Annotated in this window: 13 protein-coding genes; 8 read left to right on the forward strand and 5 right to left on the reverse strand. The window is 74.0% G+C overall.

What is annotated here, in order from left to right; translation table 11 throughout:
* The first annotated feature begins 89 nt into the window (after window positions 1-89).
* Window positions 90-1,421 (forward strand): magnesium transporter, encoded by a 1,332-nt coding sequence (mgtE, locus tag ACI799_RS13260; RefSeq protein WP_456613259.1) that lies wholly within the window; start codon window positions 90-92, stop codon window positions 1,419-1,421.
* Window positions 1,422-1,436: 15 nt separating this feature from the next.
* Here mgtE and ACI799_RS13265 read toward each other — a convergent pair whose 3' ends face one another.
* Window positions 1,437-1,826, reverse strand: a complete 390-nt coding sequence (locus tag ACI799_RS13265; protein ID WP_456588714.1) for a universal stress protein — start codon at window positions 1,824-1,826, stop codon at window positions 1,437-1,439.
* A gap of 139 nt (window positions 1,827-1,965) precedes the next feature.
* Here ACI799_RS13265 and ACI799_RS13270 point away from each other — a divergent pair, with 139 nt between their 5' ends.
* From ACI799_RS13270 to ACI799_RS13280, 3 genes are all read left to right on the forward strand, one after another.
* Window positions 1,966-2,856 (forward strand): LysR substrate-binding domain-containing protein, encoded by an 891-nt coding sequence (locus ACI799_RS13270; protein WP_456588715.1) that lies wholly within the window; start codon window positions 1,966-1,968, stop codon window positions 2,854-2,856.
* Window positions 2,857-3,009: 153 nt separating this feature from the next.
* A complete protein-coding gene (kdgD, locus tag ACI799_RS13275) occupies window positions 3,010-3,924 on the forward strand; it encodes a 5-dehydro-4-deoxyglucarate dehydratase (protein ID WP_456613260.1) in 915 nt (304 codons plus the stop codon).
* A gap of 55 nt (window positions 3,925-3,979) precedes the next feature.
* Window positions 3,980-5,494 (forward strand): aldehyde dehydrogenase (NADP(+)), encoded by a 1,515-nt coding sequence (locus ACI799_RS13280; RefSeq protein ID WP_456613261.1) that lies wholly within the window; start codon window positions 3,980-3,982, stop codon window positions 5,492-5,494.
* A gap of 47 nt (window positions 5,495-5,541) precedes the next feature.
* Here the strand turns inward: ACI799_RS13280 and ACI799_RS13285 are convergent, their stop codons facing one another.
* Complete coding sequence (locus ACI799_RS13285) at window positions 5,542-8,088, reverse strand: DEAD/DEAH box helicase (protein WP_456613262.1); 2,547 nt, start codon at window positions 8,086-8,088, stop codon at window positions 5,542-5,544.
* A gap of 171 nt (window positions 8,089-8,259) precedes the next feature.
* Between ACI799_RS13285 and ACI799_RS13290 the strand changes: the two genes are divergently transcribed.
* Both ACI799_RS13290 and ACI799_RS13295 read left to right on the forward strand, forming a co-directional pair.
* Window positions 8,260-8,391, forward strand: coding sequence for a hypothetical protein (locus tag ACI799_RS13290; RefSeq protein WP_456588719.1), 132 nt, complete (start codon window positions 8,260-8,262; stop codon window positions 8,389-8,391).
* A gap of 217 nt (window positions 8,392-8,608) precedes the next feature.
* Entirely contained in the window at window positions 8,609-9,466 is an 858-nt protein-coding gene (locus tag ACI799_RS13295; RefSeq protein ID WP_456613263.1) for an SDR family oxidoreductase, read from the forward strand.
* Between the two features lie 67 nt (window positions 9,467-9,533).
* Here ACI799_RS13295 and mmuM read toward each other — a convergent pair whose 3' ends face one another.
* Complete coding sequence (mmuM, locus tag ACI799_RS13300) at window positions 9,534-10,427, reverse strand: homocysteine S-methyltransferase (RefSeq protein WP_456613264.1); 894 nt, start codon at window positions 10,425-10,427, stop codon at window positions 9,534-9,536.
* Between the two features lie 32 nt (window positions 10,428-10,459).
* On the opposite strand from mmuM, the gene yidD reads away from it, so the two are divergent.
* A complete protein-coding gene (gene yidD / locus ACI799_RS13305) occupies window positions 10,460-10,945 on the forward strand; it encodes a membrane protein insertion efficiency factor YidD (protein ID WP_456591288.1) in 486 nt (161 codons plus the stop codon).
* A 46-nt stretch (window positions 10,946-10,991) separates the two neighbouring features.
* Window positions 10,992-12,476: an alternative ribosome rescue aminoacyl-tRNA hydrolase ArfB gene (gene arfB, locus ACI799_RS13310; protein WP_456613265.1), complete on the forward strand. Its 1,485-nt coding sequence runs from the start codon at window positions 10,992-10,994 to the stop codon at window positions 12,474-12,476.
* A gap of 54 nt (window positions 12,477-12,530) precedes the next feature.
* Here the strand turns inward: arfB and ACI799_RS13315 are convergent, their stop codons facing one another.
* Both ACI799_RS13315 and ACI799_RS13320 read right to left on the reverse strand, forming a co-directional pair.
* Window positions 12,531-12,812 carry a DUF1905 domain-containing protein gene (locus tag ACI799_RS13315; RefSeq protein WP_456613266.1) on the reverse strand — a complete coding sequence of 94 codons (282 nt, stop codon included), beginning with the start codon at window positions 12,810-12,812 and terminating at the stop codon, window positions 12,531-12,533.
* The gene (locus tag ACI799_RS13320) at window positions 12,809-14,032 is read right to left on the reverse strand and encodes an RNA polymerase sigma factor (RefSeq protein WP_456613267.1); all 1,224 of its coding nucleotides are present in this window, start codon (window positions 14,030-14,032) and stop codon (window positions 12,809-12,811) included. The genes ACI799_RS13315 and ACI799_RS13320 overlap by 4 nt, the downstream gene beginning before the upstream one ends.

The following is a 14,032-nucleotide window of genomic DNA, read 5'->3' on the forward strand; positions in this document are numbered from 1 at the left end:
TCGCCGCGCCGCGCCGCGCCGCGCCGCGCTACCGGTGCCCGTCGGCTCCTGAGGGGCAGGACCCCGGCCGGGGCCGGTAGACAGGGGCCATGGACACCACCGCCGATCTCGGCGAGCTCGCCCGGGCGGGTGATCTGCGCGCGCTGCACGAGGTGCTCGCCGAGCTGGACGTCCCCAGCACGGTCGACGAGCTGGAACGGGTCGATCCCACGACGCGGGCGGTGGTGTTCCGCCTGTTGCCCAAGGACCGCTCCCTGGCGGTGTTCGAGGACCTCGACCCCGCGCTCCAGCGGGAACTGCTGGACACGCTGCGGGAGGAGTCGACCCGGGAGCTGATCACGGGGCTGGACCCCGACGACCGGGCGAACCTCTTCGACGAGCTGCCGGCCACCGTCGCCGCGCGGCTGCTCTCCGGGCTCGATGCCCGGGAGAGCGCCATGACCACGGAGCTGCTCGGGTACCCACAGGAGTCCGCGGGCCGGCGCATGACCCCCGAGGTGGTCTCCGTCCCGGTGGGCAGCACGGTCGCCGATGCGCTGGCGATCGCCCGCAGCGAGGAGCCGCACGCCGAGACGATCTACACCCTGCCGGTGATCGGGGCGGGACGGTGCGTCGTCGGGGTGGTGTCCCTGCGCCGGCTGTTCGTCAGCGACCCCGACGCGCGGGTCGACGACGTGATGACCGAGCCCGTGGTGGTGCGCACCGAGGACGACCAGGAGGTGGCCGCGCGGGTGCTGCGCGACCACGGGCTGGTCGCGGTGCCGGTGGTCGACCGGGAGGGCCGGCTGGTCGGGCTCTTCACCGTCGACGACGCCATGCGCGTGCTCGAGGCGGAGGAGAGCGAGGACATCGCCCGTGCCGGCGGTGCCGAACCGCTCGACCGGCCCTACCTCACGGCGGGCGTCGTGGGCCTGGCGCGCAGCCGGGTGGGCTGGCTGCTGGTGCTCATCGCCGCGGCCACGCTGACGGTCAACGTGCTCGACTACTTCGAGGACGTCCTCGCCGAGGTGGTGGCGCTGGCGCTGTTCGTCCCGCTGCTGATCGGCACCGGGGGGAACACCGGTGCCCAGGCGGCGACCACGGTCATCCGGGCCATGGCCGTCGGCGACGTGCGGTTCGGCGACCTGCCGCGCGTGGTGGGTCGCGAGATGGCCACCGGCGCGCTGCTGGGGGCGCTGCTCGGGCTCGTGGGCTTCGCGCCGGCCGCCTGGCTGGTGGGGGTGGAGATCGCCGTGGTGCTGTGCTCCGCGCTGCTGGTGGTCTGCACGCTCGCCACCACCGCCGGGGCCCTGACGCCGATGCTCGCCCGGCGGGTGGGGGTGGACCCGGCAGTCGTCAGCGCGCCGTTCATCACCACGTTCGTGGACGCGACCGGCCTGATCGTCTACTTCCTCATCGCCCGCGCGGTCCTCGGGATCTGACGGTCGCGGAGCGGCTCACGGCTTGACGGCGAGGACCGGACGGTCGGCGTCGAGGAGGATCCGCTGCGCGCTGCTGCCCATGAGCAGCTTGCCGACGGGGGAGCGCTTGCGCAGCCCGATCACGATCACCGACGCGTCCACCTCCCGCGCCACGCGCAGCACCTCGTCGGCCGCCTCGCCGTCGCGCATCCCCTGCCGGAGCTCGAGTGCGACACCGGCGCGTTCGGCCCGCTCGGTGATGTCGCGGACGGTGTCCTCGTCGGCGACCTCCACACTGACCGGGGCGCCGCCGCGCGCGGAGTTGAGCACCAGCACTCCCTCGCCGCGGCGGGCCGCCTCGGCGATCCCTGCGTCGAGCGCAGCGCGCCCCTCCGGGGTGGGGACGAATCCGACGAGGACGGTCATGCGGGCTCCTTGGCGGGACGGGCGGGGACGAGGAGCAGTGTCCCCGAGAGCCCGGGTGAGGAAACCGTGGAGAGCCCCGGCGACGGCGTGCTCCATTCCAGTGATGCAGAGAAGTCCCGAGGATCGATACCTTGCGTGCATGGGCTTCACGTTGGAGCAGCTCCGCGGCTTCGTGACCGTCGCTGACGAGCTGCACTTCGGCCGGGCCGCGGCCCGGCTCGCGATGACGCAGCCTCCGCTGAGCCGGCAGATCCAGAAGCTCGAGCGCGCGGTCGGCGCACAGCTGCTGGAGCGCGACAACCGGCGAGTCGCCCTGACGGCGGCGGGGCAGGTGTTCCTGGCCGAGGCGCGGCGCCTGCTGGCGCTGGCGGACTCGGCGCCCGAGCTGGCCCGCCGGGTGTCGTCGGGGTCCAGTGGCGTCGTCCGGATCGGGTTCACAGCCGCCTCGACCTACGGCGTCCTGGGCGGTCTGCTCAACGAACTGGCGCGCGAGCTGCCCGACGTCGACGTCGACCTGGCCGAGATGGTGACGCGCGAGCAGGTGGCCGCGCTGCTCGACGAGGAGATCGACCTCGGCCTGGCCCGCCCGCCGTTCGACGCCGAGACCTTCCAGTCCCGCCTGCTGCACCGCGAGCCGATGCTCGTGGCCGCCCCCGTCGGCCACCGCCTGCTGGAGCTCGGACGACCGGCCACCGCCGCCGACCTCGCCACCGAGCCGGTGGTCATGCACTCGCCGACCCGGGCCCGGTACTTCTACGACCTCGTGGTGGGCGTCGTCCCGGTTGCCTCGGAGAACGCCGTGCACGTGGTGGGTCAGGTGCTCACGATGCTGTGGCTCGTGGCGGCCCGTCGCGGCATCGCCTTCGTCCCCGGCTCGGCCGCCCGGTTGCCTATCGACGGCGTCGGGTTCGTGCGGCTGGAGACGGCGGTGCCCGAGCCGGTGGAGCTGCACCTGCTGTGGGCGAAGCAGGCCAAGAACCCGGCGCTCCGGCGGGTGCTGGAGGTCCTCGAACGGCGAACCACCGGGTGACGGTGTCGGCCTGACCATGCTCTGAGGGCATCGAGCGATACGCAATCGCTCTTGGACACGCATCCATCCGCCTTCCTACCGTGATGCCGACCGCCGCCACCCGGTGCGCCGTAGCGCCCCCGGAGCGGACCCGCCGGACCCGAGGACCCACCCGTGACGCTGCTTGCCCCGGATGCTCTCGCCGACCGGCTGAAGTCCGGCCTGCTCTCCTTCCCGGTGACCCACTTCGACGCCGACCTGCAGTTCGACGAGCCCCGGTACCGGAAGCACCTGGCCTGGCAGGCGAGCTTCGACGTGGCCGGCCTGTTCGCGGCCGGCGGCACCGGCGAGGGCTTCTCGCTGACCTCCGCGGAGCTGGACCGGGTCGTGCGTGTCGCCGTCGACGAGGTCGCCGGGCGGGTCCCCGTCATCGCCCCGGCGACCGGCGGGACGGCGGTGTCCGCGGCGCAGGCACGCGCGGCCGAGGCAGCCGGGGCAACCGGGCTGCTGCTGTTCCCGCCCTATCTGACCGAGGCCAGCCAGCGTGGCCTGGTCGAGCACATCAGCGCGGTGTGCCGGTCCACCGACCTGGGCGTCATCGTCTACAGCCGGGCCAACGCGGTGCTCAGCGACACCACGGTGGCCGAGGTGGCCGAACGCAACCCCAACCTGATCGGGCTCAAGGACGGCGTCGGGGACATCGAGCAGATGACGCGCACCTACGCGCGCGTCGGTGACCGGCTGATCTACATCGGCGGGCTGCCCACCGCCGAGACGTTCGCGCTGCCGCTCCTCCAGCTGGGCGTGACCACGTACTCCTCGGCGCTCTACAACTTCCTCCCGGAGTTCGCGCTCAGGTTCTACGCCGCCGTGCGCGCGCAGGACAGGGGCGCCGTGTACGGCATGCTCAACGACTTCGTGCTGCCCTACACCGAGATCCGCGACCGGGCCAAGGGCTATGCGGTCTCCATCGTGAAGGCCGGGCTGACCGCCGTCGGCCGGGACGGCGGCCGGGTGCGCCCGCCCCTGACCGACCTGACCGAGGCGGAGCTGGCCGAGCTGACGGCCCTGGTCTCCAAGGTCTCCTGAGCCCGCACCTGCCTCGACGCGCCCCGCTGAACCCCGCACCCCTGAGGAGCACCCCATGGACGTCGTCAGCATCGACCCCCGAACCGGCGAGGCCGCCGAGGTCGTCGCCCAGGAGACCACCACCGAGGAGGTCGACCGCCTCTGCGCCGCGGCGCTGGCCGCCGCGCCCGCCCTCGACGAGTTCGGCCGGGCAGGCCGTGCCGCCCTGCTGCGCGCCCTCGCCGACGCCCTGGAGGGGCGCCGGGAGGACGTCGTGGCCGTCGCCGACCGCGAGACGGCGCTGGGCACCACCCGGCTGAACGGCGAGCTGACCCGGACCTGCTACCAGCTCCGGCTGTTCGCCGAGGTGCTCGAGGAGGGCAGCTACCTCGAGGCGGCCATCGACCACGCGGGTGACACCCCCATGGGCCCGCGGCCGGACCTCCGCCGGATGCTCGTGCCGATCGGTCCGGTGGCCGTGTTCGGCGCGAGCAACTTCCCGCTCGCCTTCTCGGTGCCCGGCGGTGACACCGCGTCGGCGCTGGCCGCCGGCTGCCCCGTCGTCGTCAAGGCGCACGGCTCCCACCCGGCGACGTCGCAGCTGGTGTTCGAGGTGCTCGTCGAGGCCGCCGGCAAGGCCGGAGCGCCCGAGGGCACCCTCGGCATCGTGCACGGGCTGCAGGCCGGGGCCGACCTCGTCGCCCACCCGGCGATCCGCGCGGTCGGCTTCACCGGCTCGGTCAACGGCGGGCGCGCGCTGCTGGAGATCATCGAGCGGCGTCCCGACCCGGTGCCGTTCTTCGGCGAGCTGTCCAGCCTCAACCCGCTGGTCGTCACCCCGCAGGCCGCCGTCGAGCGCGGCGAGACCATCGGCCGCGAGCTGGTCGGCTCCTTCACGCTCGGCGGCGGCCAGTTCTGCACCAAGCCCGGGCTGGCCTTCGTGCCGGCCGGCCCCGAGGGCGACCGGGTCGTCGACGCGATGGCCGAGGCGGTCCGCTCGGCGCCGGCACCGGTGCTGCTCAACGAGGGCATCGCCGCCGCATACGGCCGCATCTCCGACGGCCTGGCCGCCGCACCGGGCGTCGAGGAGGTGGCCCGGGGCGAGCAGGCCCCGGACGAGGGTTTCCGCGCCGTCCCCCGGCTGCTCACCACCGCCGCCGCCGACCTGCCGGGGGAGGTCACCGAGGAGTGCTTCGGACCGGTGAGCGTCGTCGCCCGCTACGACGGCGAGGACGAGCTGTTCGCCGCCTTCGCCGCTCTTCCCTCGTCCCTGACCGCCACGGTGCTGCGCGGTGACGGCGAGACCGAGCTGCCGCTCGCCGTGTCGCAGCAGCTGCGCACGCTGGCCGGCCGGATCGTCTACGACGCCTACCCGACCGGCGTCGCCGTCTCCTGGGCCCAGCACCACGGCGGGCCGTGGCCATCGACCAACTCCCAGCACACCTCGGTGGGGACGACGGCGATCCGCCGGTTCCTGCGGCCGGTCACCTGGCAGGGCGCTCCCGCCGAGGTGCTGCCGGAGGAGCTGACCGACGGCTACCAGGGCATCCCGAGGCGGGTCGACGGGAAACTGCAGCTGCCCGGGGGCTGAGCGGGTCGCCACCGATCAGTCGTGCGCGGTGACGCAGATCCACCGCTTCAGTCCTTGCGGCCGGCGTCCACGAGCCGGATGACGGCTGCGCCCTCCTCGTCGGAGGCCGCGAGGTCGACCTCGACGTCGAAGCCCCAGTCGTGGTTGCCCTCGGGGTCGTCGACGATCTGCCGCACGTGCCAGACGTCCGGGCGCTTGTCCCAGATCAGCAGCGCGGGACCGCGGGCGTCCGCGCCGGTGTTCACCTCGCCGTGCTCGGCGAAGTAGGCCTGCACCACCTCGCCCCAGCGCTCGGCGTCCCAGCCCGAGCCGGCGTCCAGCTCGCCCAGGTCGTACCAGCGGCGGCGGGCCCACAGCTCGACGCGGCGGAACAGCGCGTTGCGGACCATCGCGGTGAACGCCCGCTCGTTGCCGGTCAGCGGGCGCGGCCGGGCGGGGACGGCGACCTCCGCCACCGGCCCCTGGTCGGCATCGGTGAGCGCCTCCCACTCGTCCAGCAGCGAGGAGTCGACCTGGCGCACCAGCTCGCCGAGCCACTCGACGAGGTCGGTGACCTCCTCGGTGCGCGCCGCGGCCGGCACCCCCGAGCGCAGCGCCTTGAACGCGTCGGAGAGGTAGCGCAGCACCGCCCCCTCGGCGCGGGTCAGCCCGTAGGTGTTCACGAACTCCCGGAAGGTGAACGCCCGCTCCCACATCTCCCGGACCACCGACTTCGGCGACAGCGCACCGTCGGCGGCCCACGGGTTGGACTGCCGGTAGACCTCGAAGGCGTGCCCGAGCAGCTCCTCCAGCGGCTTGGGATAGCTGATCTCCTCGAGCAGCTCCATCCGCTCGTCGTACTCGATGCCCTCGGCCTTCATCTGCGCGACCGCCTCGCCCTTGGCCTTGTTGAGCTGGGCGGCGAGGATCTGGCGCGGGTCGTCGAGCGTGGCCTCGATGACGCTGACGACGTCGAGCGCGTAGGTGTCCGAGTCGGGGTCGAGCAGGTCGATGGCGGCCAGCGCGAAGGTGGACAGCGGCTGGTTGAGCGCGAAGTCCGGCGGCAGGTCCAGCGTCAGGTCGTAGCGGCGGCCGTCGGGCTCCGGCTCGGGCAGCCGCTCCAGGACGCCGGCCTGCAGCAGGGAGCGGGCGATGCCGATCGCGTCGCGGATCAGCTTCAGCTGCTTCTTGCGCGGCTCGTGGTTCTCGGTGAGCAGCCGGCGCATCGCGGTGAACGGGTCACCCGGCCGGTCGACGACGTCGAGGATCATCGCCGTCGTCACCCGCATGTGGCTGGTCAGCTTCTCGGGTTCCCCCTCGACCAGCCGGTTCATCGTCGACTCGCTCCACGGCACCATGCCGTCGGGGACCTTCTTGCGCACCAGCTTGCGGCGCTTCTTCGGGTCGTCGGCCACCTTGGCGAACTGCTTGAGGTTCTCCACCTCGTGCTCGGGCGCCTGGACGACGACGGTGCCCGCGGTGTCGTAGCCCGCGCGGCCGGCCCGGCCGGCGATCTGGTGGAACTCGCGCACCTGCAGCAGCCGGGTGCGGGTGCCGTCGTACTTCGACAGCGCGCTGAAGACGACGGTGCGGATCGGCACGTTGATGCCGACGCCGAGGGTGTCGGTGCCGCAGATGACCTTGAGCAGCCCGGCCTGGGCGAGCTGCTCGACCAGCCGCCGGTACTTGGGCAGCATCCCGGCGTGGTGGACGCCGATGCCGTGGCGGACCAGCCGCGACAGCGTCGTCCCGAAGGCCGACGAGAACCGGAAGCCGCCGATCATCTCGGCGATCGCCGCCTTCTCATCCTTGCTGCAGACGTTGACGCTCATGAGCGCCTGTGCGCGCTCCAGCGCCGAGACCTGGGTGAAGTGGACGACGTAGACCGGCGCCTGCTGGGTGTCGAGCAGCTCCTGGATCGTCTCGTGCATCGGCGTCGTCGCGTAGTAGTGGTGCAGCGGCACCGGGCGCACGGCGTTGGCCACCAGCGCGGTCGGTCGGCCGGTGCGCCGCGTCAGGTCCTCGCGCAGGAAGGTGACGTCGCCCAAGGTGGCGCTCATCAGGAGGAACTGCGCCTTCGGCAGCTCCAGCAGGGGGACCTGCCAGGCCCAGCCGCGGTCGGGGTCGCCGTAGAAGTGGAACTCGTCCATGACCACCAGGCCGATGTCCGCCTCCGCGCCCTCGCGCAGCGCGATGTTGGCCAGGACCTCGGCGGTGCAGGCGATGATCGGGGCATCCCGGTTGACCGCCGCGTCGCCGGTGAGCATGCCGACGTTCTGCGCGCCGAAGATGCCGCAGAGCGCGAAGAACTTCTCGCTGACCAGCGCCTTGATCGGTGCGGTGTAGTAGCTGCGCCGGCCGGCGGCCAGCGCGGCGTACTGCGCGCCGGTGGCGACCAGCGACTTGCCGGAGCCGGTCGGGGTGGCGAGGACGACGTTGGCGCCGCTCACCAGCTCGATCAGCGCCTCCTCCTGGGCCGGGTACAGCGGCGTGCCGCCGGCCTCGGCCCAGGCGGCGAAGGCCGCGAACAGCTCGTCGGGATCGCCGCCCCTCGCGCGCAGCGCGGAGAGGTCGGCGGGGTCGTCGAGCAGCGGGGGAGCGGCGGTCGTGGTCATCAGGGCTACCAGCGTGCCCGACGACCTGCTGCTTCCGCTGAGCCAGGTCCGGTAGGGCGTTCGTGTCCGAGAGACGGTAACGATCCGGTAACGACGAGTGTGGCGATGTGTGGGGTGCGTCGTAATCGGAGAGGAAGGTGAACAATAGGTAAACGGAAGGTGGCTGGGACCATGCGTGAACGTTTCTGCCCGGAGTGCCGGTGGACCGTGGTGACCGACCCCGCGGGCCGGCGCCGGCTCGAGATGCGCTGGGTGCCGCTCGGCGCCACGGCCAACCAGGCCCCGGTGGCGCGCGCGGCGTGACGGAGGGCCGCGTCCTCCCCGGGACGTGGCGGAGCGAGACACCCGACCCGGGCGGTAGGAGGGGTGCACAACGACGTGCGCCTCTCCCACCGCCCGGGTCGTGTGCTGTGCAGCCGACACCCGCCGGTTCCGCGGGGTTCCGCCGGGGTAGCGCGCGGAGCAGGAGGTGCGGGCCGCAGGGGCCCGCGCCCGCTGCCAGTCGCTCCGGAGGACCGTCATGTCATCACCCCGTCCCGAGACCCAGCCCGCCCAGCAGCAGAGCGTTCCGGGCACGCTCGGGGAGATGGACCCGAAGCCGGACCACGGCGAGGAGAGCTACCACGGTTCCGGAAGGCTCACCGGCAAGGCCGCGGTCATCACCGGTGGGGACAGCGGCATCGGCCGCGCCGTCGCCATCGCCTTCGCCCGCGAGGGCGCCGACGTCCTGATCTCCTACCTCAACGAGCACGAGGACGCGCAGAACACCGCGAAGTACGTGGAGCAGGCCGGCCGGAAGTGCGTGCTCGTGCCCGGCGACATCTCCGACCGGGCGCACTGCAAGACGATCATCCCGAAGGCCGTCGAGGAGTTCGGCCGGGTCGACATCCTGGTCAACAACGCCGCCTTCCAGATGAGCCACGACTCGCTGGAGGAGATCTCCGACGAGGAGTGGGACTTCACCGTCGCCACGAACCTCTCGGCGATGTTCACCCTGACCAAGGACGCCATCCCGCACATGCAGCCGGGTGCCTCGATCATCAACTCGTCGTCGGTGAACTCGGACAACCCGAGCCCCAACCTCATCGCCTACGCCATGACCAAGGCCGGCATCGCGAACTTCACCGCCAGCCTCGCGCAGCTGTACGCAGAGAAGGGCATCCGGGCCAACAGCGTCGCCCCCGGCCCGGTCTGGACGCCGCTGATCCCCTCGACGATGCCCGAGGAGAAGGTCGACAGCTTCGGCCAGCAGGTGCCGCTGGGCCGCCCCGCGCAGCCGGCCGAGCTGGCGCCCGTCTACGTGATGCTGGCCAGCGACGAGGCCTCCTACGTCTCCGGCGCGCGGATCGCCGTCACCGGCGGCAAGCCCATCCTCTGAGAAAGGGCCCCGGTGCCCCCCACCCGCTCGCAGGCTCGCGGTGGGGCCCTGCACCGGGGCCGCTCCGTCACGTCATCGTCGCGATGCGGGCGATGTCGGCCGGGCGGACGCGGCAGCAGCCGCCGACCAGCCGGGCGCCCGCGGCCTGCCACTCCTCGAGGGCATGCCCGGGGATCCCCGGCGTCCCGGTCCACGACCGGGACGCCGGGTCCCAGCTCTCACCGCTGTTCGGGTAGGCGACCAGTGGCTTGCCGGCCGGTGCCGCGGCGCGCAGGGCCGCTGGCAGCGCCGACGGCGCGGTGCAGTTGACGCCGACGGCGACCACCTCGTCGACGCTCGCGGCCATCGCGTACACGTCGGCCGCCCGCTCGCCGCGGCGGGTGCGGGCGACGCCATCGTCGTCCACCACGGTGGTCAGCGACAGCCACATCGGCACACCCAGCGCCTGCGCCTCCAGCAGCAGGGCCTCCACCTCGGCGGCGGCCGGCACCGTCTCGCAGGCCAGCACGTCCGCGCCCGCGTCGGCCAGCAGCGCCATCCGCGGCCGGTGGAACTCCCGCAGCCGCTCGACACCCACCTCGGAGACGTAACCGCCGGTGTACTCGGAGCCGTCGGCGAGCATCGCCCCGTACGGGCCGACCGAGCCGGCCACCCACCCCGGCCCCTGGCCTTCCCGTGCCAGCGCCACCGACGACGCGATCAGCCGGCGCGCCTCGGTCGCGCCCACGCCGGCGGCGGCGAATCCCGCCACGGTGGCCTGGTAGCTGGCCGTCGTGGCCACCTGGGCACCCGCGGCCGCGAACGCCGCGTGCGCGGCCACGATCGCCGCCGGGTCGTCGCGCAGCAGCCGCGCCGACCACAGCGCCGAGGAGACGTCGTGACCGCGCGCCTCCAGCTCGGTGGACAGGCCCCCGTCGAGGACGACGGGTCCGGCGGCGAGCGCATCGGCCAGCGGAGGCATGCCTTCGATCATCCCGCGGTACAGGGCTGTCCATGGTGTTCATCTGGAGCAGCGGCTGGGGTCCTCGTCGGCGGCGTCCCCGGTACGGGGGCGGTTACCGCGGGCACTACGCGGGCCACTACCGCCGCGGGTACGGGCCGCCGCCCGGCTACGGCTACGGCCGGCGCAACGACTCGTGCCTGCGCGATCTCCTGTTCCTCAACACCGGCTGCTGCCTGGCCAACGCCGTCGGGTGCGGCATGGACCTGCTGCTGGTCGCACCGCGCTCGCTGCCGGCGATCCGGGAGGGCCGGCAGGGCAGCGGCGCGGCGGCCCACCTGATCGCCGCCGTCCGCTACTACCAGCGGGAGATCAGCCCGAAGCGCCGGCCGTGCTGCCACTTCACCCCGACGTGCTCGGCCTACGCGATCGCGGCGCTCGAGACCCACGGCGCGCTGCGCGGCTCCTGGCTGACCCTCCGCCGCCTCGTGCGCTGTCGCCCCGGTGCGGCTGCCGGTGCCGATCCGGTGCCCGCCTGACCCCTCGCCGGGGTCAGCCCCAGGGGTGGTCGCCTACGGTGCGGCGGTGACCCCCGGGGACGGCGCGACGGCGGGTTCCGCGACGTGGCGCGACGCCGGGTGGCGGGCCGCCGCCCTGGACTGGGCTGCGGCTCGGCTGGTACGCGCGGGGCTCGAGCCGGACGGCCCGCCGGAGCAGCCGCACGTGCGGGCCTGGTCCACGGCCTTCCGCATCCCGGTGCGGGGCGGGGGCGCGGTGTGGCTGAAGGCGGTCGGGCCCGGGGCCGCCCAGGAGCCGGTGCTGGCCGAAGCGCTCGGGCGCTGGGCGCCGCAGTGGGTGCTGCCGCCGATCGCGGTGGATCGGGAACGACGGCTGGTGCTCCTGCCCGACGGCGGGCCGACGCTCCGCGGGGCGGGCTCGACCGAGCCCGCCGCGTGGGCGGCGATGCTCGCCGACCACGGCCGCCTGCAGGTCGAGGTCGCGGAGCACGCCGAGGAGCTGGTGGGCCTGGGCGTGCCCGACCACCGACCGGAACGCCTGCCCGAGCTGGTGGAGGACCTGCTGGCCGACGACGAGGCGCAGCGGCCCGGCCGCCCCGACGGCCTCGCCGCCGACGCCCGCGCCCGCGTGCTGGCCCGCCTCGGCGAGTACGCGGGAGCGTGCCGGGAGCTCGCCGACGGCGGCCTCCCGGCCACCGTGCAGCACGACGACCTGCACGACGGGAACGTGTTCGTCCGCGACGGCCGCCACCGCTTCTTCGACTGGGGCGACGCCTCGGTGGCCCACCCGTTCCTCGTCCTGCTGGTCGCCCTGCGGTTCGCCGGCCGCGTGCTCCGGTTGCCCGATGGCGACCCGGCGCTGCGCCGGCTGCGCGACGCCTACCTCGACCAGTGGCTCGACTTCGGCGCGGCCGAGGACCTGCGGCGGCAGTGCGATCTGGCGCTCCACGTCGCCCCGCTGCAGCGCGCGCTCACCTGGCGCCGGATCCTGCGCGGCGTGCACCCGACCGAACGCGCCGAGTGGGCCGGCCAGGTGGCCGGCTGGACCGCGAGCAGCTGGAGCGGGGACCGCTGCCGCCCGGTCGCTGACCCCGTCGGCCAGACTGGTGCGGTGCCCCTGACCGACGACCCCTCCGGTGACCTCGCCGTCACCGGGTCCCTCGTCGTGCCCGCGGCCGCCTTGTCGTGGCGGTTCTCCCGGTCATCGGGCCCCGGCGGACAGGGCGTGAACACCGCCGACTCGCGGGTGGAGCTCTCGGTCTCGCCCCTGGACCTCCCGGGCCTCAGCGACCAGCAGCGGGCACGGCTGGCGTCACGGCTCGGGACCCGGCTGGTCGACGGCGTGCTGACGGTCGTCGCCAGCGAGCACCGGCAGCAGCTGCGCAACCGGCAGGCCGCCCGCGAGCGCCTGGCGGCCGTCCTGCGTGCCGCACTGGCCCCGCCGGCTCCGGCCCGGCGGCGCACCAAGCCCACCCGTGGCTCGAAGGAGCGGCGGATCGAGGCGAAGAAGCAGCGCGGCCAGCTGAAGAAGCAGCGCCGCAACTGGGACTGACGGTCGGACGTTCCCGCGGGAACGTCCCCGCGGGAACGTCCCCGCACCGGCCGGTCAGCTCAGCCGCTGCTGCAGGTGCACCGTGACCTCCTCGCCCGCCTGGCTCTTGCCGATGGCCGAGCAGATCGTCGCGCGCAGGGGCAGCCAGTGCGGGCCGGTGCCCGACGGCATGAGGGTGGCCGCGAAGGCGTACCCGTCGGCGGTGCCGGTCACCTTCACCGCCCGACGGGTGCCCAGGAGCTCCGCGGAGTCCGGCACGACCAGGTACGTCGGGAAGGCGCCGTCCTTCTCGATCGGCGCGGTGAAGGTGAGGTCCAGCGTGGTGGAAGGGTTCATGCCTCCGTAGACCGGAGCGGAACCGGTAACTCATCGCGGCGCCGCAGCAGGTACGCCCGCTCGCGGTCGTTCCGGACCAGCCGGAGAGCGGCGTCGTAGGTGACCCGCGCGTCGGCGGTGCGGCCGAGGCGGCGCAGGAGCTCGGCGCGGACGGCGGGCAGGAGGTGGTCGTGGGGGAGCTCCAGCCGGTCCACCAGCGCCAGCCCGGCGGCCGGCCCCTCGACCTCGGCGACGACGACGGCGCGGTTCAGCGCGACGACCGGGCCCGGCGCGAACGCCAGCAACTGGTCGTACAGCGTCAGGACCTGCCGCCAGTCGGTGTCGGACGCCGTCGGCGCGTCGCTGTGGACGGCGGCGATCGCGGCCTGCAGCTGGTACGGGCCCGGGCGATCGCGCCGCAGGCACTGCCGCACCAGCGTCTGGCCCTCGCCGATCAGCTGCCGGTCCCACCGCGACCGGTCCTGCTCGGCCAGCGGCACGAGGTCGCCGTCGGCCGTGCTGCGGGCAGGTCGCCGCGACTCGGTGAGCAGCATCAGCGCCAGCAGGCCGGTGACCTCGGGCTCGTCCGGCATCAGCTCGGCCAGGAGGCGGCCGAGCCGGATCGCCTCCGCGCACAGGTCCGGGCGCACGAGCTGGTCCCCGGACGTGGCGGTGTGCCCCTCGGTGAAGACCAGGTGGACGACGGCGAGCACGGCCGGCAGCCGATCGGGCAGCTCTGCCTCCCGCGGCACCCGGTACGGGATCCGGGCCGTGCGGATCTTGGCCTTCGCGCGCACGAGGCGCTGGGCCATGGTGGCCTCGGGCACGAGGAACGCCGCCGCGATCTCGGTGGTGGTGAGGCCGCCGAGCAGCCGGAGGGTGAGCGCCACCAGCGCCGGGTGGCAGCAGGTGAAGATCAGGCGCAGCCGGTCGTCGTGCACGGGTCCCTCCTCGACGGGCTCCGGGGCGCCGCCGAGCAGCGCGGCCTGCAAGTACCGGTCGGTGCGCACGGATTCCCGCCGCCAGCGGTCGATCGCCCGGCGGCGGGCGGTCGTGACGATCCAGCCGGCCGGGCTCGGCGGGATCCCCTCGACCGGCCACCGGGCGAGGGCGGTGAGGAAGGCCTCCTGGACCGCCTCCTCGGCGGCGTCGACGTCGCCGAGGAGGCGGATCAGGACGGCGACCGCCCGGCCGTGGTGCGCGCGGAACACCCGCTCGACCTCGGCGACGGCGTCGTCCAC

This window comes from Blastococcus sp. SYSU DS0753 (genome assembly GCF_054051175.1).